The 18,320-nt window shown below is 39.4% G+C and carries 24 protein-coding genes; 19 read left to right on the top strand and 5 right to left on the bottom strand.

Features of this window, described 5'->3' with window-relative positions:
* The first annotated feature begins 9 nt into the window (after window positions 1-9).
* The 15 genes from ahrC (at window position 10) to NOM90_RS03225 (ending at window position 10,075) form a co-directional block, all read left to right on the top strand.
* Window positions 10-459: a transcriptional regulator AhrC/ArgR gene (gene ahrC / locus NOM90_RS03295; protein WP_255939967.1), complete on the top strand. Its 450-nt coding sequence runs from the start codon at window positions 10-12 to the stop codon at window positions 457-459.
* Window positions 460-612: 153 nt separating this feature from the next.
* Window positions 613-2,343: a DNA repair protein RecN gene (gene recN, locus NOM90_RS03290; protein WP_255939966.1), complete on the top strand. Its 1,731-nt coding sequence runs from the start codon at window positions 613-615 to the stop codon at window positions 2,341-2,343.
* A 341-nt stretch (window positions 2,344-2,684) separates the two neighbouring features.
* Window positions 2,685-3,491: a sporulation transcription factor Spo0A gene (gene spo0A / locus NOM90_RS03285; protein ID WP_255939965.1), complete on the top strand. Its 807-nt coding sequence runs from the start codon at window positions 2,685-2,687 to the stop codon at window positions 3,489-3,491.
* A 160-nt stretch (window positions 3,492-3,651) separates the two neighbouring features.
* Entirely contained in the window at window positions 3,652-4,629 is a 978-nt protein-coding gene (locus NOM90_RS03280; protein WP_255939964.1) for a tyrosine-type recombinase/integrase, read from the top strand.
* Window positions 4,630-4,823: 194 nt separating this feature from the next.
* A complete protein-coding gene (locus NOM90_RS03275; RefSeq protein WP_255939963.1) occupies window positions 4,824-5,306 on the top strand; it encodes a stalk domain-containing protein in 483 nt (160 codons plus the stop codon).
* Window positions 5,307-5,548: 242 nt separating this feature from the next.
* A complete protein-coding gene (locus NOM90_RS03270) occupies window positions 5,549-5,944 on the top strand; it encodes a hypothetical protein (RefSeq protein ID WP_255939962.1) in 396 nt (131 codons plus the stop codon).
* 59 nt (window positions 5,945-6,003) lie between these two features.
* Complete coding sequence (locus tag NOM90_RS03265) at window positions 6,004-6,423, top strand: hypothetical protein (RefSeq protein ID WP_255939961.1); 420 nt, start codon at window positions 6,004-6,006, stop codon at window positions 6,421-6,423.
* A 4-nt stretch (window positions 6,424-6,427) separates the two neighbouring features.
* Complete coding sequence (locus NOM90_RS03260) at window positions 6,428-6,643, top strand: hypothetical protein (protein WP_255939960.1); 216 nt, start codon at window positions 6,428-6,430, stop codon at window positions 6,641-6,643.
* A 36-nt stretch (window positions 6,644-6,679) separates the two neighbouring features.
* Window positions 6,680-7,141 (top strand): hypothetical protein, encoded by a 462-nt coding sequence (locus tag NOM90_RS03255; RefSeq protein ID WP_255939959.1) that lies wholly within the window; start codon window positions 6,680-6,682, stop codon window positions 7,139-7,141.
* A gap of 176 nt (window positions 7,142-7,317) precedes the next feature.
* Window positions 7,318-7,773 carry a hypothetical protein gene (locus tag NOM90_RS03250; protein ID WP_255939958.1) on the top strand — a complete coding sequence of 152 codons (456 nt, stop codon included), beginning with the start codon at window positions 7,318-7,320 and terminating at the stop codon, window positions 7,771-7,773.
* Between the two features lie 31 nt (window positions 7,774-7,804).
* On the top strand, window positions 7,805-7,987 hold the full coding sequence (locus NOM90_RS03245) for a hypothetical protein (RefSeq protein WP_255939956.1): 183 nt from the start codon (window positions 7,805-7,807) through the stop codon (window positions 7,985-7,987).
* A 33-nt stretch (window positions 7,988-8,020) separates the two neighbouring features.
* Window positions 8,021-8,281 (top strand): hypothetical protein, encoded by a 261-nt coding sequence (locus NOM90_RS03240; protein ID WP_255939955.1) that lies wholly within the window; start codon window positions 8,021-8,023, stop codon window positions 8,279-8,281.
* A 296-nt stretch (window positions 8,282-8,577) separates the two neighbouring features.
* Window positions 8,578-9,090 carry a hypothetical protein gene (locus tag NOM90_RS03235; RefSeq protein WP_255939953.1) on the top strand — a complete coding sequence of 171 codons (513 nt, stop codon included), beginning with the start codon at window positions 8,578-8,580 and terminating at the stop codon, window positions 9,088-9,090.
* Between the two features lie 37 nt (window positions 9,091-9,127).
* A complete protein-coding gene (locus NOM90_RS03230) occupies window positions 9,128-9,592 on the top strand; it encodes a hypothetical protein (RefSeq protein WP_255939951.1) in 465 nt (154 codons plus the stop codon).
* Between the two features lie 45 nt (window positions 9,593-9,637).
* Window positions 9,638-10,075, top strand: coding sequence for a hypothetical protein (locus NOM90_RS03225; protein ID WP_255939950.1), 438 nt, complete (start codon window positions 9,638-9,640; stop codon window positions 10,073-10,075).
* Window positions 10,076-10,102: 27 nt separating this feature from the next.
* Here NOM90_RS03225 and NOM90_RS03220 read toward each other — a convergent pair whose 3' ends face one another.
* The 5 genes from NOM90_RS03220 to NOM90_RS03200 form a co-directional block, all read right to left on the bottom strand.
* The gene (locus NOM90_RS03220) at window positions 10,103-10,993 is read right to left on the bottom strand and encodes a hypothetical protein (protein WP_255939949.1); all 891 of its coding nucleotides are present in this window, start codon (window positions 10,991-10,993) and stop codon (window positions 10,103-10,105) included.
* 141 nt (window positions 10,994-11,134) lie between these two features.
* Complete coding sequence (locus tag NOM90_RS03215) at window positions 11,135-11,653, bottom strand: Pycsar system effector family protein (RefSeq protein ID WP_255939947.1); 519 nt, start codon at window positions 11,651-11,653, stop codon at window positions 11,135-11,137.
* A complete protein-coding gene (locus tag NOM90_RS03210) occupies window positions 11,650-12,321 on the bottom strand; it encodes a nucleotidyl cyclase domain-containing protein (RefSeq protein WP_255939945.1) in 672 nt (223 codons plus the stop codon). The genes NOM90_RS03215 and NOM90_RS03210 overlap by 4 nt, the downstream gene beginning before the upstream one ends.
* 492 nt (window positions 12,322-12,813) lie before the next feature.
* Entirely contained in the window at window positions 12,814-13,860 is a 1,047-nt protein-coding gene (locus NOM90_RS03205) for a hypothetical protein (protein ID WP_255939943.1), read from the bottom strand.
* Window positions 13,861-14,401: 541 nt separating this feature from the next.
* A complete protein-coding gene (locus NOM90_RS03200; protein ID WP_255939942.1) occupies window positions 14,402-15,379 on the bottom strand; it encodes a copper amine oxidase N-terminal domain-containing protein in 978 nt (325 codons plus the stop codon).
* Between the two features lie 165 nt (window positions 15,380-15,544).
* On the opposite strand from NOM90_RS03200, the gene NOM90_RS03195 reads away from it, so the two are divergent.
* The 4 genes from NOM90_RS03195 (at window position 15,545) to NOM90_RS03180 (ending at window position 18,311) form a co-directional block, all read left to right on the top strand.
* A complete protein-coding gene (locus NOM90_RS03195; protein ID WP_255939940.1) occupies window positions 15,545-15,793 on the top strand; it encodes a hypothetical protein in 249 nt (82 codons plus the stop codon).
* Window positions 15,794-15,826: 33 nt separating this feature from the next.
* The gene (locus tag NOM90_RS03190) at window positions 15,827-16,468 is read left to right on the top strand and encodes an SDR family oxidoreductase (RefSeq protein ID WP_255939939.1); all 642 of its coding nucleotides are present in this window, start codon (window positions 15,827-15,829) and stop codon (window positions 16,466-16,468) included.
* A 91-nt stretch (window positions 16,469-16,559) separates the two neighbouring features.
* Window positions 16,560-17,624, top strand: coding sequence for a GTPase (locus NOM90_RS03185; protein ID WP_255939937.1), 1,065 nt, complete (start codon window positions 16,560-16,562; stop codon window positions 17,622-17,624).
* 138 nt (window positions 17,625-17,762) lie between these two features.
* The gene (locus tag NOM90_RS03180; RefSeq protein ID WP_255939936.1) at window positions 17,763-18,311 is read left to right on the top strand and encodes a GNAT family N-acetyltransferase; all 549 of its coding nucleotides are present in this window, start codon (window positions 17,763-17,765) and stop codon (window positions 18,309-18,311) included.
* The last annotated feature ends 9 nt before the right edge of the window (window positions 18,312-18,320 follow it).

Raw genomic sequence — 18,320 nt, 5'->3', positions numbered from 1 at the left:
GGGAGTCGTATGAAAGGACAACGACATATCAAGATCAGAGAAATTATTACAAGCCGGGATATTGAAACGCAAGATGAACTGGTCAGCGCGCTTCGTTCTTCTGGATTTCAAGTGACTCAGGCTACCGTATCGCGCGATATCAAAGAATTGTTGTTAATCAAAATTCCGCTCGACGACGGTCGTTACAAATATTCGATGCCGACCGATCAACGATATAATCCGGTTCAGAAATTAAAAAGAGCGCTTGTCGATAATTTTGTGAATATCGATCATTCCGCGAATTTGGTCGTGATGAAATGTTTGCCGGGTACGGCGAACTCGATCGCTGCTCTGCTGGATAACACGGAATGGCATGAAGTGATGGGGACCATCTCTGGAGACGATACGATTTTGCTAATTTGCAGAGAACCGGAACATAGTGAAAAAGTGATTGCTCATATTATGAGTTTTATTTCGTAATTTTCGATTTTTGTTCGAAAAAAGCATCTTTTTTAAAGATTATTGAAATTAGCACTGTTCAAACAAGTGTTCGCATGAATATAATGGAAGAGTATCCTTTACTCTCGCCTAAGGCGAGTAGTAAGCGGAGTAGACTATCTACGAGGTGAGTGCATGCTAGTTGCATTGTCCATTCGCAATCTCGCCGTCGTCGAAGCCGTCGACGTCCATTTTTATCATGGATTCCATGTCTTGTCCGGCGAAACAGGCGCAGGTAAATCGATTATCATCGACGCATTAGGATTGATTTCCGGCGGAAGAAGTTCTTCGGACTTGATTCGTTACGGCGCTGACAAAGCGGAAATGGAAGCTTTATTTGAACTTCAAGACGAGCACCCGGTCTGGAAAACGCTTGAACAACTTGGGATATCCGCTTCTTCGGAAGAGCATTTGGTCATTCGAAGAGAAGTGAATACGCAAGGAAAAAGCACTTCCCGGATCAACGGGCAGTTGGTTAATTTAACGATGTTACGCGAAGTCGGCGAACAGCTTATTAATATTCATGGTCAGCATGAGCACCAATCGCTTTTGCGTCCGGAAAGTCATTTAGGATTATTGGATGCTTACGGCGGAGATACCATCGCGCCTGCCAAAGCTGCGTATCAACAAGAATATTCAACGTTGGCGAAATTGGAACGCGAATTGAAAGATCTGCGGGAAACCAGTCAAAAATCGTTGCAGATGCTGGATATGTACCGGTTCCAGTTGGAAGAAATTGAAGCCGCTAAGCTCAAAGTCGGCGAAGACGTAGAACTTGCTGATGAGCGCTCTAAGCTTGCCTACAGCGAAAAGCTTATGGAGTCGGTATCCGAAGGTTATGACTCGCTGTATGGCGAACGTGGGATTGCTTCGATCAACTCGGCGATTTCGAGTCTGGAAGATGTCGAGAATTACGATGCCAAAGCGATGCAGCCGATTCTGGAGCAACTTCGGAGTGCTTTTTATCAATTGGAAGACGCGGCTTTCCAGCTTCGAGACTACCGTGAAAATATCGAATTCAATCCAGGACGTCTGGAAGAAGTCGAAGACCGGTTGAATCTGCTATCCGGGCTTCGCCGCAAGTACGGAGATAGCGTCGAGCAAATTCTTGAGTATTACAATCGGATTCATCGTGAGACCGATATGCTTGAAAATAAAGACGAACGCCTCGATCTGCTTACGTCTAAGCGCGATAAGCAGCTTGAGAAGACGTTAGTCTTGGCTCGTGAACTCAGCACGCTACGCCGCGAATGTTCTCGTGAGCTAGCGCGTCAGATCGAAGGCGAATTGAAAGATTTGCAAATGCAGCGGACTTCGATCGAAGTCCGTCTGGAACCGATTCAAGATGCACGCGGATTCGAATTTGAAGGTCGCCGCGTACGCTTGACGCGTCAAGGCGTGGATAGCGCAGAGTTTTTGATCTCGCCGAACCCGGGTGAACCACTGCGACCGCTTGGCAAGATCGCTTCTGGCGGTGAGCTTTCGCGGATTATGCTGGCACTTAAAAGCATTTTCGCCCGTCACGACAAAGTGCCGGTTCTGATTTTTGACGAAGTGGATACAGGCGTCAGCGGTAGAGCTGCGCAATCGATTGCGGAAAAGCTGGTGAAGCTTTCTCGCGATTGTCAGGTGTTCTCGATCACTCACCTTCCGCAAGTCGCTTGTATGTCCGATCATCAATATTTAATTGAGAAACGGGTCGAAGGCGAGCGCACGATGACTCGGGTCGAGTCGCTCAATGAACAAGGTCGAGTCACTGAATTAGCGCGTATGCTCGGCGGTGTCGAAATTACAGAAAAAACGTTGCACCATGCTCAAGAAATGTTGAAACTTGCTGAAGAGAGCAAAAGCCAACATGCTTCTTGAAAAAGATCAAAATGAATGCGAATTAATATTACTTAATATCTTAGCGAAGCCGCAGGGCTTCGCTTTGCTTATTTTTAGGCACTTTATTGTAAGAAAAAACGACAAAATGAATAAGTTCGCTTTGTTAATTTACGGTTTTGGAATTTTCTGTTTTAATTCATCAGATAACCCGATATACTAGAAGAGAGTGTAGATTTGACGCGATAAGAAGGAATTCTTCGAAGTGTGTCGAATTTTACAGTATGGAATCTGCATGAGAATTCTGCTCCAGAAAGACAGAAACAGTTCTGTGAATTACAGAGGATTCGGTCTAACCACCGGATGATAAGGAGGAACACGTTTTGCCAAACATCGAAGTTATGCTTGCGGACGACAATCGGGATTTCGTTCATATGCTTCAAGAACACATTTCTTCTCAAGAAGATATGACCGTAACAGGGGTTGCTTTTAATGGGGAAGAAGTATTAAGTTTACTTCGTGATGCGGAGCGCGCACCGGATATTTTAATTTTGGATATTATTATGCCTCATTTGGATGGATTAGGCGTATTGGAAAAACTTCAAAGTATGGACTTGAATCCACGCCCGAAAGTGATCATGTTGACTGCGTTCGGTCAAGAGAACATTACGCAGCGAGCTGTAGAGTTGGGCGCCGCCTATTACATTCTTAAGCCGTTCGATATTGAAGTATTGGTAAGCCGTGTTCGGCAAATGCTCAATATTTCAACTTCTCCGATCGCACCTTCGCAACCAGCGCCGACGCCTAAGCCAAGTATCGGAACACTGGCGAAAGGCAAAACGCTGGATGCCAGCATTACATCGATCATCAATGAGATTGGTATTCCGGTGCATGTACGAGGGTACAAATATTTGCGCGAAGCAATTACGATGGTCTATCATAACATCGAAATTCTGGGTTCGATCACGAAAACGCTATACCCTTCGATCGCAGAAAAGTACGGCACGACTTCATCCCGCGTCGAACGCGCAATTCGTCATGCGATTGAATTAGCATGGGCACGCGGCTCCGTGCAAAATATGAGCGAGTTGTTCGGTTATACGGTGAGCATCAATAAGTCGAAGCCGACGAACAGCGAATTTATCGCGATGATCGCGGACAAGCTGCGGATCGAGCATAAGGTGAGCTGAAGCGCTTAAGAGAGCGGACTTAAGACATTTTGAGCTAAAACAAGTTTGGCTATAAATATCGGGAATTCGCTATTTTAAGCCGACAAACTTCTATGTATTGTACCAACTTATACCGTTGTTTATTGGGTTTGCAAAAATCTAATAAGGGGCGGTATTTTTAATGACTAATTTTGAATTTCATCTTGAGAATTTTATGATTTATTGTTCCTCAAAAAATCTTTCACGTAAGACTCTCAGCAGCTACGAGCAAACTCTTAAATTGTTTGCAACGTATCTGCAAAATGACTTTTCTATTACTGAAGTCGATAAAATTCAATCAGGACATTTACGTCAATACATCAAGTATTTGAACGAACGAGGAAAGTACACTGTAGTCAATCGAGAAGAGTCAAAAGGGATTAATCATCCTCAAAATCGAAAGGATTACAACAAAGAAATTTCAAAGACGACTATTGCCAACTATGTCCGCAACATTAAAGTATTTTTTAACTACCTCTATCGTGTGGAAAAAGAGATTTCCAAGAATCCAGCAGATAGTGTTGAGAATCCAAAAGTGGAACGGAAGATGAAGAAAACACTTACTCCAGAACAATTAAAGAAAGTGTTTAATCAATTTAACACAAGTACTTTTCATGGTTATAGAAATAGAGTGATTACCCGTCTACTGATAGATACAGGAATGCGTATTGGAGAATGTTTGAGCATTTTACCTGAGCACATTGATTTCCAGCATAAGAGCATTCATATCATGAATGCAAAGAATAAACAGGAACGATTCGTTTATTTTTCGTATAAGTCTGCTAATGAGCTAAAGCAATGGTTACGTTATCGAGATAGGTACTCAGACAGTCCATTTCTATTTCCTACTACGAGAGGGACTCAATTAGAAATACGCAACTACGAAAGAGCTCTAAGGGAAGCAGGAGAACGGGTAAGAGTAGCTGTACATCCACATCAACTTAGGAATAATTTTGCTAAATACTATATTTTGAATGGTGGAGACTGGTTCTCGTTGTGTAGGATTTTAGGACATTCTTCAGTCGAAGTAACCCAGAAAGCGTATTTAGACTTTTCAGATAATGAAATTGCACGTAAGTATCAAAAACATAGCCCCTTAAACTTTTTAGATGATTATTAAGTTGATCAAATCAGTTTATAGCTGCCCTTTATAAAGGCAGCTTTTTTCATAAGATATAAAGGTAGATGGATACTAAATTAAATAGAATAAAACCATGCAAGATAGAACCTAATAATAGATTTAAAAAGCCACTTCCTTATGGTAAAAGAAAGAAATATAATTGGAAAGGATAAATCAAAAAAGGAGGTTAACGAATGAAAGACAAATTAAAAGGATTAGTTGCAGGCCTTCTAATTGGTACAATGATTACAGGATCAGCAGCTTTAGCTGCTAATACGCAAGCTATCCAAGTCACTATCACAAACATGTCACTTTACTTCAATCTCGAAAAAAAAACCACCAATAAAACTATTAATTATAACGGAACTACATATGTACCAGTACGTGCAGTAAGTTCTGCAATCGGACAAGAAGTAACGTTGAAAAATGGTGGCCTCTACATTGGTAGGCAACCTAAGAATACTTCAATTACTAAAGAACAAGCCGTCAAGCTCGTCAAAGCTAAGTATGGATATGATAGTTCGTCTATTTATGTCGAAGTAGATCATATGGAAGATAACAACTATGTAGTTCATGTATATGAAGTAGTCATGGATGATGAAGAAACAGGACATACCGCAACATACGGTTGGTATCATGTGAATAAAACGACTGGAAAAATAACATCCATGTTTTAAGTCACAGATAGAATATTTACGTAACTGTCCATCTTAATGAGGGACTTTTTTTATGCTAGATAGAATCTTGAATAAAAAGTCTGTATCAAGCAGAATCATGATCGATGTGAATCGTATTGTTAGAGTTAAAGGTGAATTAAGAGGATTTGTCGTAGAGACAGATAGAGATTTTCTGAAGTGTGGAGAAGTTTTTGAAGTGGTTCTAAAGAAATAATGCTTTTATAAAGAGGAGAGAATAAGAGATGAGTAGAGAAAAAGTTAGTGATGAAATTGTTGCAGAGCTTATTGAGCATATTAGAGGTGCGATTTGTACTTGGGAAATGACCGATAAAACCTCTTTAGAAAAGCTTAATGGCTTAGCATTTTCTATTTTGGTCGCTTTAGATGGAGATGCCGATGGTATACCTCAATTCATTGTTGCTCCTCGTCCTCATCACGAGGATAAACAATTCAATATAGAAAGAGGTTTTAACTATTATCCAGAAAATCATTTGCTCGACGAAAAATTAAGGTGCGATATTGGCGGCAATCTTCACGAGCACTTCTTTCATGTTAGAAAAGAAGATGTGTCTTCGACACTCGCAAAAAGAATGCGAAGACACAGAGAAGAGTATGAAAAACTCATGGGAGAAAAATGAACTGAATTTGAGTGCGGCTAGTCTTTAAATAAAACAATTCTTTATGAGGAGAGATTAGAATGGCGAGGTTTTTGGAGATTGAAGAATTATTTGGAGAAACTAAAGTTAAAAGTTTGATTGCTGTTGGGTTAATCAATTATATCTTTAATTATGAAGGTAGAGCAGTTGTTCAAATGACCAAGAAATTCACAGTGACTACCAATAACTATGAAGAAGTCTGTGAGCTTTTGCGACCCTTCCAATTTAATAAAACCGAATTGAACGGAACCTCAATACACGCACCTCGACTGAACACCAAAGATAGGGGCGTTGAAGCAATAATAAATTTGAACAGAGTGGCATCGTTATATGGATCATGGCAAGGCGAAATTGATTTTGAAGATGGGTCAACGGTAGAGTCAAATTTCTCACCCTACGGATCTGTTAATAGCTTAGGTTTGGAACAAGGAGACCATATTCTACGCAAGAAGAATGATTAGAACAATGAAAACAAAGGTTCCAAAAAGTATTCGGGTGGCTATCAAGAAGGCTGCTGAATACAGAGCAAAGGCGACTGTACATGAGAACGTAATTGAGGATTGGTTTGAAATGTTGGGAATTAGTGAAGATGATGAATTTAGAGACACATACATTGATTGTGTTCAACAAAGTCAAAATCCAGAAGAAGCAATTAGGCGTTTTGAGATTATGATAGACTGATGAATTTAGCCTTTCATCATCTCTTGGGGGAAAATTATGTGGGATAAAAAGCATGATGTAAACTTAATAGTTCGTAATGACATTCCTATAGATGTGGGGCTGTACGCTTGGTTTTCAAAAGTTGACGAAGAACTAATTTATATAGGCAAGGCAACGGGAAGCGGCGGACTAAGAAGAAGGATATGGTCTCAACACTTAAATCCATTGTACTTAGAATGTAGGAAAAATAAGTTCACAAGCAAAGATGCTTTCCAGGTGAATAATCCAGTCATTCATAATGATAAAATTGGGATTGATAAATCAGCATTTAGAAAGAGTGTAGCAAGAAAATATTCATTATTGGCCGGAAATGATTCTGTTCAGTACTTAAAGAAACATTACATGATAGCGTTTGAAAGCTATGGAGATTTAAGTGCAATAGAGATTGCCGACTTAGAAAAGGAACTTATTATTAAAATGAAGCCTAAATTTAATTTTTCGCATAATCGAATTAGTTAACGTTAGCAATGAAGAGACTTTCTCAATGCTTTATTTTTATATATGAAGATTTGGATGGTAAGAGTCCGCGACACCCATTATATCTATCTTCGAAGTGGAACATCGTACTATACAGTTTTAGGTATATCTAATAAAACCAATCTTTTGTTAATAAATATTTTAGGCGGGTGAATAATATGGATATTGAAAAAGTAAATAGTCCGGCGTGGTCAGGAGAGATAAAAAGTATTTTGAACGATGTAGAGGATGGCATTTTTGAGAAAATTATTGCTCAAGAAAATTCTCAATTAGGAGGGGACTGGTGGTATTTAAAAAGCAATAATGAGGTTGCCGGTCTTTTATGGATAATGTGCGAAGAAGACGAATTGCTCTATAAGGATCAAGGAGAAATTGCGGAAATTTCATTCTGCATTAGAAGAGAGTTTCGGAGCAAAGGGATATTGAACTCCTTAATGGAACAAATGAGTGATTTGGTAGAGAGTAATTACACAAAAGCTACATTAATATTAGCTATAGTTAAAAAAACAAACCCATATCTAGAATCCATAAGTAGAACTTTGCTTAGAAATGGATATCAACGTTCTGAAAATAGTGGGAATATTTTTTTGCAGAAAGAGATTGAGAAAATATAAATTTACTAAGATCATAAGAGGTGAATAAACTGTGAAAAAGAAAAATTGGGTTGTTGTATGCCCCGCTTGTGAAGAAGAAGAAGTAGTAGAGCTGGATGACGACTATACAGAAGAGGAATTAGATAAAAAAGGTCTACTCATAGATATGCAAAAAAGAGTGGTTAAGCCTTGTGTGACATGCCTTACAAAAGTTAATCGTAGAGACTATCCATAAATATAATTGGATCAAATATGAATTTAATAAGAAATGAAACAATCAATGAGATCGTATTGGAATTATCGAGTAGTAAAATACCAAGCAGGTGAAGGCGAGTTTGTTGAAGATGTTTTTGAAGTGTGCGAGGTTTATTATACAGATGATAAGCCTCATAGTTTTATAAAAGATAAAAATCCTTTGAATCAGGAATCGGTTGACAATATTGTCAATGTGTTAAGTAGAATTTCTGAAGCTATCTCTAAGCCCGTATTAGTATGGGATGAAAAAGAGCTAGTTGAATTAAAAGATTAAATAAAGAAACAAAGGCGGAGTTAAAATGACACCACAAGATCTTCAACGAGTGGGGTACTCAGAAATACACATTGATCATATTACTAGTTTGGCTAACACAAGTCATCTACCATTTGAGACGTCCGTTTGGGAAATCCATAAATTGACATTACGCAGAGGGATGGACTTTGTAAGCAAGTATACGGATGTTTATGCTCTTTGCAGAGATGATAAGATGCTTAGCGAGATCGGCACCACGTTGCTGGAGCGCGAAACTTAAAAAAGTCAATTGTCTTACTTACTTTTAGGAGGAGATTATGAGCGATTTTGAATGGAAGTGCTCAGAGAAGATTCAAAAGAAATATATTGATAATAAAGAGGAGAAATACTATAAAATTGATCTTGGTATTCAAAAAGTCAATCCTCAAGAAATTATTGCTCTCTCTAGAAGCTTAGATGATGAAAAATTGGAAAGATTGCGCGAACGCGTCAAAGAAGAGGGCTGGATTGATAAAGGACCGCAGACCATTCTGTTATGGAAGCTACCTAATAAAAAACTAGTTGTTAGCGGAGAGGGTAATCACCGTGCCTACTTTTGTAAAACAGAAGGCATTGAAGAGATTAAAGCAACTCTTTCTTTAATCGTGGACATAAGCAAACTAACAGAAAAACAACAAGAGCTTCTCGATGAGAAGGAAAAGAATTATTTCGCTGCTTGCACAAATTATATGAATTGCGATGATTCGATTGAAGAAAAAGAATTATTAAAGTTGTTAGATGAAGCAGATAAGGATCGATATAAGTTTTTGCAAAAGATCAAATTAATTTGATAAATCGTAAATTTCAACACGAAAAGAGGTCTGTGTAGTGATTTCATTAATGGATTATGCAAAGGCGAGAAAAGATATTGATGCTTATATAGATCAATTTGAAGTCCCTAGCAACGACAACAAAATTGGACGTATAGGCGAGTATTATGCAAAGAGGTACTTTGACGGGTTAGGCTTGAAGTTAACTTGGGCAAAGAAAAACAATGAAGTCTATGACATGATTGTTAATGGCGATAAATGTTCAGTAAAAACAATAACTCAGGAAAATTCCGATCAGTCGACACATGTAAAATTGAATGGTCATTGGGATCGATTGATTGTTGTAATTCTCGATAATGATTTAATGCTAAAAAGTATATTCGATTTTACCTATGATGAAATATGCTCTTATGGGTTACGAAAAAATACAACCTGGAAAAAGAGTGGCAACAAGGTGCTTAGCAAAGAAGACAAGGTAATAAGATATAAGGTATCGACAAGAAGTATTCCCAAAATTAAATAATTTAATCTTTGTGAAAGTTTACTTTCATGCGAAGGGAGGAGAAGCGTGGAAGTGCGAGAACTTCTTACAAGCGAGGCTGAAGAATTCAGAAAAGTTATCGAATCAATACCTTCAAACGAATTTTCTGTGACGTGCCAGCTCCATCATTCTTATCCTTTTGCTGCTTGCGGAGATTCGAGTATGTTGCTAGGCAAATATCTTTATGATCATTTTAATATTGATTGCTCCTATATAGCTGCTTCTTGTTTGATAGAAGGGAAAGAGATGCAAACCCATGCGTGGATAGAAGCGGAAGGTTATAAAGTTGATATCACCGCCGATCAATTCGAAGGGGTAAATAAAAGAGTTGTAGTAAGCAAAGATCATCCCTTCTACGAATGGTACGAACCGAAAATAATTAGAAAAATTTCAGAGTATTTCCCCGTTGAATTGATCAGCAGCTATAACCGGATTGTTAGTGAAGTTGATAAAATGAACATTTGATAAGAGAGTAGAGAGACGTCCATCTCTCTACTCTCTTATCAAAAAGGAAATCATAGAATTCGTTTCTATTGCATAAAACTCACCCTTAACCCCTACTCCCAATCTAAAAGTTAACTCTGGAGGCATTTTTCCCAATCGAGCTTTCACTTTATTAATGAATTCATATAGATTCTGTTTTATATAAAGTTCGAGTCCGACAAGGATGTTATGGAATCGATTTGCACTAATGCGCGCGCTCCCACTAGTTCTTGCCGAAGTTTGTCCTCCACCAGGCGGGGCATAAGCTACCCCTTCTTCTACTTGTGTGAAAGTCACTATTCCAGCCTTCCTTAAGCATTTTATTTGATCATCTGTATATTCAATTCTCGGTTCCATCGTAGCGTTTATTCTATACTGCTGTATGACTTCGGGCCAGTTTTCATGTATTATAGTCAGCAGCCTTTTTGTCGCAAAAGAATAATGATCCATAATGTCGATAAGATACGCGTCAGAATCACTAAAAAAAGCGTAAAGAAGAGGTCCGCCTCGTTCAACAAACCCATCACTTTCAACAGTTATACCTAAATGAAGGTGATAAATGCCCCAATCATTCAGCAAGTCATCTGGAGTGTTTAGCCGTTTAATACCACGAGATAAATGAGGTGTCAAATTTTCTCCGCGTTCGATCTTTTTTACTAAATTATCAAGTCCGCTTTGAAGCGTGGGATCGCAATTGAAATCCCTAGAGAAATGAATCCTTCTAATGTTAGGTTCGATTAATTTATGAGAAAGCTCAAAAAAAGACCAAGCTACGTCTCGCTCAGGAATCCTACGAATGTCGTTTTCGCTCAGAAGATTAAATTCGGATAATTTATTTCCTAAATAGCTGTTCCAGTCAGAGATAAGATCTATGTTCACTTTGAAATTATAGGGTAGCATAAGGCATCTCCTTTTCCATCGTAATAGAAGCTGACTTGGCTAGTTTACACCTTATTTTGAACTAACAACATGGCGGATATATGGCGACTAATTGAATAAATAAAGAACCTACTCTCAGCTTTAGGAGAGTAGATTCTTTATTTAGGATGCAAACCAAGGAAACATGACAAGAACGGCTCCAACTGCTAGAAATCTATAGGAAAGCTTAAGGCGTTTGAATTTCTTCAGACACACAGATGCAAGGGAGTGATTTTGCTCCGCCATCTCCTTAAGAAACTCTTCTTTATCATTGAAAGCTCCTCTCAAAAATACCGCATAGGCGGATGAGCGAGGGAAACTACCAATACCTCCCCATGAGTGGTAGTCGGCAGTGCTAGTCGGATAGTTAGGCCAAATCACTTTTGCTAAAAAGAATATACCGATAAGCAGAATAATTAAAGCGGCTGAAAATACGTAAAAAAGCCAATCCTTGTAGACAGATTCGTTGAATCCGCCTTTCCATAAATCCTTCATTTCATTGACCATAAAAGCGAAGAACACACCTGTGACACCAAGAGTCAAACCGGTCTTATTGTCGGCAACCTTGATATAATCCGATATGTACACGGATTGATGTTTGTAGTAATCGTATTGTTCATTGGGTTCGAATCTACTCATCATTCTATACCATACCAGAAGGAATTTTCTTCTGTTCGTAGATCCGATGGCAACCGATGAGGTACGAAAGCGGTAGAAGGAGATCGCTTAAGATAAGAGTCTTTTAGAAAGGAATCCATTCCAAACCGGCAACCACGATTTTTGACTTCTTTCTCAAGTTTATGAGCGGTATTAACTCCGTCGCCAACACTAATGACTTCTGTATGAAAGTCATTACCTATTTGAGTAGCAATTGTATCTTTACCACTCCACAGAACCACGCGGTAAGAGATGGATTGATTTTGCATGATCATATATCTTCTTATCTCAAGCAGGGCATCTACAGCAAAAGCTCTTGCCAATGCGAGGCCGTCTTCTATGTTGTCTCCCGGTGTAGGAGGAGCAAGAAAGTGAGCGCTAATGCCATCGCCTGGGAACTTTTCGATTATTCCTTCCCTCTTATAAATAATGGTAGTAAGATTATTAAAGACTTCTGTATGAACGTCTACAAAATCTCTTGCTCCTCGTTGTCGTATGCTTGCAGAAGACCCTTCTAAATCAAACACCATTGTAATGCCGGGAATGTCTAAATATACGTCTTTCAAAAAACGATTTGCAGGAATGTCTTTGATATCAAAATGATTAATAACTTTAGGATCAGTAAAGCTTCTTTGTTCCATAATGGTACGCAAATCAAGCACATCTAATGATTTTTTTAAATTCAGTTTTTCAATCTTCTCAGTTCCTTTTTTAAGCTAGCAAACTAATTATACTTTCCGTTTCTAAATATTTCATTGCTATTTTTATTAAAATAAAAGATCAATCTATGCAAATTAAAAGAATTCTATATGTGGTAATGCAATAAAATGCTGATTTCATGAAGACAATATTTAAATTCAAATTACGATTAACTATGTTGAAGCCTCTACCTCTATTAAGAGGATTTTTTCTTATCAAGAGATGTATTCAAAACTAGCGTTATAATCCCCATAGCAAGCAGCACTCTTGTTTTTAAGCTCCAATTACCTAATGAAGCTATCAAAATTAACGTCAGAGGCTTTAGAGCCGTTGAGAATCAAGCAACCTCGTTTTGTTTACACCATATATTTCTTTCATATCTAATGCTAAGTTTTTGAACATTGTATCGCAAAGAAAAAAGTCACCTGTAAAGGTGACTAAATCAACTATTTTCCAATTGATCTATCCAACATTGATTCTAATTCTGCTTGAATTTCTGTTTGAGTCATTTCATCTGTTGGACGATAATTCCCATTAAAATCATAATCTGTTGGATTGCTTGATGGACCATCATGTGGCACATACTCGCTGTTAGAATTATCGTCGCGAGGATCAGTAGAAGGGGCCAATGGATCATTTTGTAATTCTTCTTTTGTATAAGTACTACGAGGTATTTCTTTCGTTGGTAATTCTTCGATTTTTACTGAAGGATTATAATGTTCTTCTACAAACTCTTCTAATGAGATGGATTCATAATTCTCATCTTGATAATGTTCATTCTGATATCTTGTATAGGCAATCGATTCAGCATGTTTTCCCGAATAGTCTAAGGGAATCATGTTTAAGAATTCCTGAGATTTATCGTCCTCTCCACCTTGACCATAATAATGATAAAGGGAGTAATGATAAACAGCTAAAAGTTCTTCATCTGGATTTAGGACTTCTTCCACAATTTCTTTCACAATATTGAACTCTCCATTGTCAAAAGCGGTATCGATTTTATTCCAGAGTTCGATATCTATAGAAGGTGGATTTATTTGATTTCTTACAGCCGAATTTTGTTTTTCTACATCAGAAGTTATAGAAGGAATATTAATCTGTTTTTTAAACTCAATCATGTTACCCCATACATTATCTTTTTTCACCTGATCGCCATATAAGTGTATACCGTTTTCACCGATAACTTGCTGTACTTCTATAGGCTGCACATTAGCTGTTGGAGATGTTACTTTTACGGCATAGTCTCCGCTTAACGAAGAACCGTTCTGAGAAAACCATCCACTTGTAAACTCACCACTTTGAATAGCCACTTTATCCTGTGCGCTATAGCCATTATCATTTTTTACTGTAAGCATCAGTTCCATGCCATCAGGAAGATTTGTTTCTCCTGATATTTGAAGCTTATTCTCCTCGTTTAGCTCCTCTGTGACGGTTAATTGTACATCAATACGTTCTGTTTTAGTGATTAGAGGTACAGTTTGTTCTAAAGGCACTGTAGGTGTTTGAGAAGCTTCTACAGACTCTGCTTCGCTTGAACAGGAAGTAGCAATAGTAATAAACTTGTACTTAATAGAGTATTTATTTTATAAGGCATGTTAAACTCCTTTTAAAGTAGTTTAGGAAGGTTGATTTCTTTTAAGGATACGGCTCGATATATATCGTCAATTTCACTTCTGAAATAAATAGTATAGGTAGAGTGCAAACGTTTTTGGTATAAAATAAGAGCCGCCTACTGAGGCGGCTTTTTATATTCGATTTCTTTATTCATTTGATAGGGAAGAAAATGAATTCATATATCCTTGAATTTTCTCCATAGTAGCAAACATGTTTTTTTCTATTCTGTACTATTTAGCTCAAAATTCTAAGGTCCTTCGTTTCAATACTTTGCTTCAGAAGGTCGGCACTTTCTTGCATATTATAAAATAATATTTCTAAGTTATATTGAATGTCATCGAATAATTTGTTTGCATTTACATCTGAGGTATAGGGCGTTTTTAAATTATACATTCATCTTCTTTATCATTCTTCGCTATTTCATTCCCATTCCTTCGAAACCCACAACTCCATCGCATCATCTTTCAAAAACGCATAAAACTCCGAATATTGTTCCAAAAAATCGTAACTTCCTGCGAAAAGAGATTCGATCAATGCTGTGGAGCCATCTTCAAATTCAAGGATTTGTTCTTCCGGTAGGTCGCTAATGATTTCTTCATCTTGACCCTCGAGCGATAAGGCTAGAAAAATATGAACATTAAGCTGTTCCAATCCAAATATATCGGCAAGATCAAAAGCAAAATCTTCGGTGAGATCATATAAATTCTCAGGATCAGCATTAACTTTGGCATATAAATCTCCAGTTGCTTCATAACCATCGACAAATATATTAATCGTATATACGCCGTCGTCGTCTTGAAGCGCTACATACCCGACTTCATACTCGACATCTTCGGCAGCGAGGACATCGTAATTCTCGTATAAATAATCCGTTATCGCTTCTTCTGAAGCAACAGCCGAAGACGAAGGAGTATTTGTTGTGCCAGTAGTCGGTTTTTGCGGCGAAGGTTGAACGACAGGAGTGACTATCGTTTCGTTATTTGCGCTTTCAATCAAAATCCGGTTGCCGGATAAAGAGACTGTCGCGCCTGTAGCTTCGCTCACAAAACGCAGCGGGACGAAAATATTGCCGTTAATCGATACCGGAGCTTGTTGCAGCTTAACAGCTTTGCCATTAACATAAGCGGTTTTGCTGCCTACGGTCAAAATCATGTTCAATCCCGACTTAGTTGCCGTGATCTGCTGCTTTTTTCCGTTCCACTTAAAATCGATTCCTAAGCTACGGAAAATAGGAGCGAATTGTACCATCGTTACATTTTGCCTAACCGTTGGTTGGGTATGAAAGGAGACCGCTTGACCATCTACCGACACCTGCATCGATGCCGCACTGGTGTGTGAAACGCATGAGCCGTATAGCAAAACAGCAAGAGACGCGCTCCATAATATTCGTTTGTACAAAAACAAAACCCCCTCTATTTGTAAAGGCAAAAAGAATAATACAATCATAAATGATCTGTTAATTTCTGTATAGTGTAAGGTTTCTGATTTGGTTTGTCTGATTTCGTTTGAAATAATACATAGAGGGGTTAGCAACCTCGTAGAGACAAAAGGAGAGACACGCAGATGAGAGGGATTTACATTCGGATTTTGTACGATAACGGAATTGAAAAAGAGTATATGCTAGACTCCAGCGACGAACTGACGCCAGCAGAGTTGGAAATCGCGGTCAGAGAATTGAAAGAAGCGTATGTCATCCCGGCTTTTCGCGGCGAGCGCCCGACTGGCGAAGGATGTATGAATTTTGAAAGTGAAGGTCATGATATCAGTGTGAATCTGGCAAAAGTATCAGAAATCCGATTCAGTATTCGCTAATCTCAGACCTAACCATAAGGAGGAATTACACTCATGAAAGTATTAGTGATCGGAGCTAACGGACAAATCGGAGGACGCTTGATTAAGCTGCTACAGCAAGAAGGGAAGCATGAAGTACAAGCAATGGTGCGTAAGCAAGAACAAGCGGATTCTTTAAAAGCAGATGGTGTAGAGCCGGTTCTTGCGAATCTTGAAGATTCGGTCGATACGCTTGCCGAAGCAATCAAAGGTAGCGATGCTGTGGTATTTGCGGCAGGATCAGGCGGATCGACAGGGTTAGACAAAACACTGCTAATCGATCTGGACGGCGCTGTAAAAACGATGGAAGCCGCTGAACAAGCCGGAACAAAACGTTACGTGATCGTGAGTGCGATGCAAGCACACAACCGCGAACGTTGGCAAGAATCGATGAAACCTTATTATGCAGCCAAGCATTACGCAGATCGTATGTTACAAACAACAAATCTGGATTATACGATTGTGCGTCCAGGCGCATTGACGAATGATCCGGGTACAGGAAAAGTGTCGGCTGCGGAAAACTTGGAAGCGGGTTCGATTTCGCGTGACGATGTGGCGGCAGTCCTTGCGGCTGTATTGGAAGATACGAATACGTATCGCCGCGGCTTTGATTTAATTGCCGGAGACCAAGAGATCGAAGCTGTGTTTAAAAATTAACTGCTTTTCGTTTCAGCAATGAAACTTTCCAGTTCAAGGCACCGTATAGGCAACAAGAAGTCGAAAGATATACGGAAAGGGCGGCTGCCAGATGAAAGCAATTGGTAAAGGCACCTATACAGAAGCGCAAAAAAGCGAGATGAAACGTCAAATCCGACACGCCGCTGACGAAGCCTTCGATCAAGAAATGGCAGAGATCAACGGACAATTGCAAAAAGAAATCTTAATTGCGTTAGTCGGGGATGTAAATGCCGGCAAATCGTCCACGATCAACCGCATCGTAGGCGAAGAAGTCGCAGGCGTGGGAGCTGAACCGGGAGAAACGACGACCATTCATCCTCATGCGTACAAAGACAAAATCTTTTTTATCGATACTCCCGGTCTAAATGACGTGAATAAAGAAAACTCAGCTACAACGCTCGATTATTTCCGCAAAACGGATGTCGTATTGTTCTTTTTGAACGCGGCAGGTACCGTGTTTTCGGAAAGTGAACAGCGTTCATTCCGTATCGTCGAAAAAGCGAATCCGAATATCTTGATCGTTTTGAACAAAATCGATGCGGCTGACGAAGTGGATCGATTGGTTGCTAGAGTGCGCAAAGAAACGGGACATAAATACGATGTACTCCCGATCTCTTCACGCACCGGCGAAAATATCGATCAATTGCGCGATGCCATTCTGGAGTTATTAAAAAAAAACAATAAAGACATTTTGTTCGCACGTACGATCAAAGAAAAATCGTCGATTGCGAACAAATGGATTATTGCCGCGTCCACATCGGCAGGAGCGATCGGAGCCGTACCTTTACCGGGTGCAGACATCGTTCCTTTAACGGCTTTGCAAATCGGTCTATTAACTCGATTAGCGACGCTATACGAACGTCCGATAAGCCGAGAAGCGGCAAAAGAAATTGTAATTACCGCGATCGTTGGCAATTTAGGGCGCACGATATTCTCCCAAGTCATTAAATTATTCCCCGGCGCAGGCAGTGTCGCGGCAGCAGGCGTAGCCGGAAGCGTCACGCTAGCACTTGGCTATTCGGTTAAATACGCGTATGAGCGCGGAATCGATGTCACGCCGGACACGGTAACGAAACTTTACAAAAACTTCCGGGATCGTAAAAACAAAGGCAAAAAGTTGCCTGGTGAAGAATAAGGACTAGCTCCGCTCAGGCGGAGCTTTTTTGCGTATAACTCTAAATCACGTTTCTAAATAACTTTGTTATAATCAAACAAGAGCTTCACCGATGAACCATTCAAACTCAGATACGCTAGGAAGGAAAGAAGGATATCCATGTTAACCGAACGTTTAGAATTAAAATCGTTTACACCCGAACATGCAGAAGAGTTATTAGCACTTCGAATCAAAAATCAAGCTTTTTTAGAGCCGCTTGAACCGATTCGATCCGACAGCTACCTCACACTTGCGGGACAACAAACCGAAATTTTGCAAAGCGAACAAGGACGGATTCGGGATCAAGGTTATATTTACGGCATCTTTTTGCAAGAAAACGGACAGCTTATCGGACGCGCGGCATTAACCGGGATCGCTAGAGGGCCTTTTCAAAATTCGAATTTAGGCTACTTTTTGGATGAAGCTCACAATGGCAAAGGATATATGACAGAAGCGGTACGCGGCGTCTTGAAGCTTGCGTTTACTCAGCATAACCTGCACCGTGTTCAAGCGGGAGTGATGCCACGTAATACACCTTCGTTACGCGTGTTGGAAAAAGCAGGTTTTCGAAAAGAAGGATTGGCGGAGCGTTACTTGAAGATCAACGGAGTTTGGGAAGACCATGTGCTTTTCGGGATTACGATCGAAGATTGGGAAGCGAAGCTATAGGTACAAAAA

Source organism: Saccharibacillus sp. JS10 (assembly GCF_024436065.1).
Taxonomy (GTDB): Bacteria; Bacillota; Bacilli; order Paenibacillales; family Paenibacillaceae; genus Saccharibacillus.
This window is presented reverse-complemented; position numbering and strand designations above follow the sequence as displayed.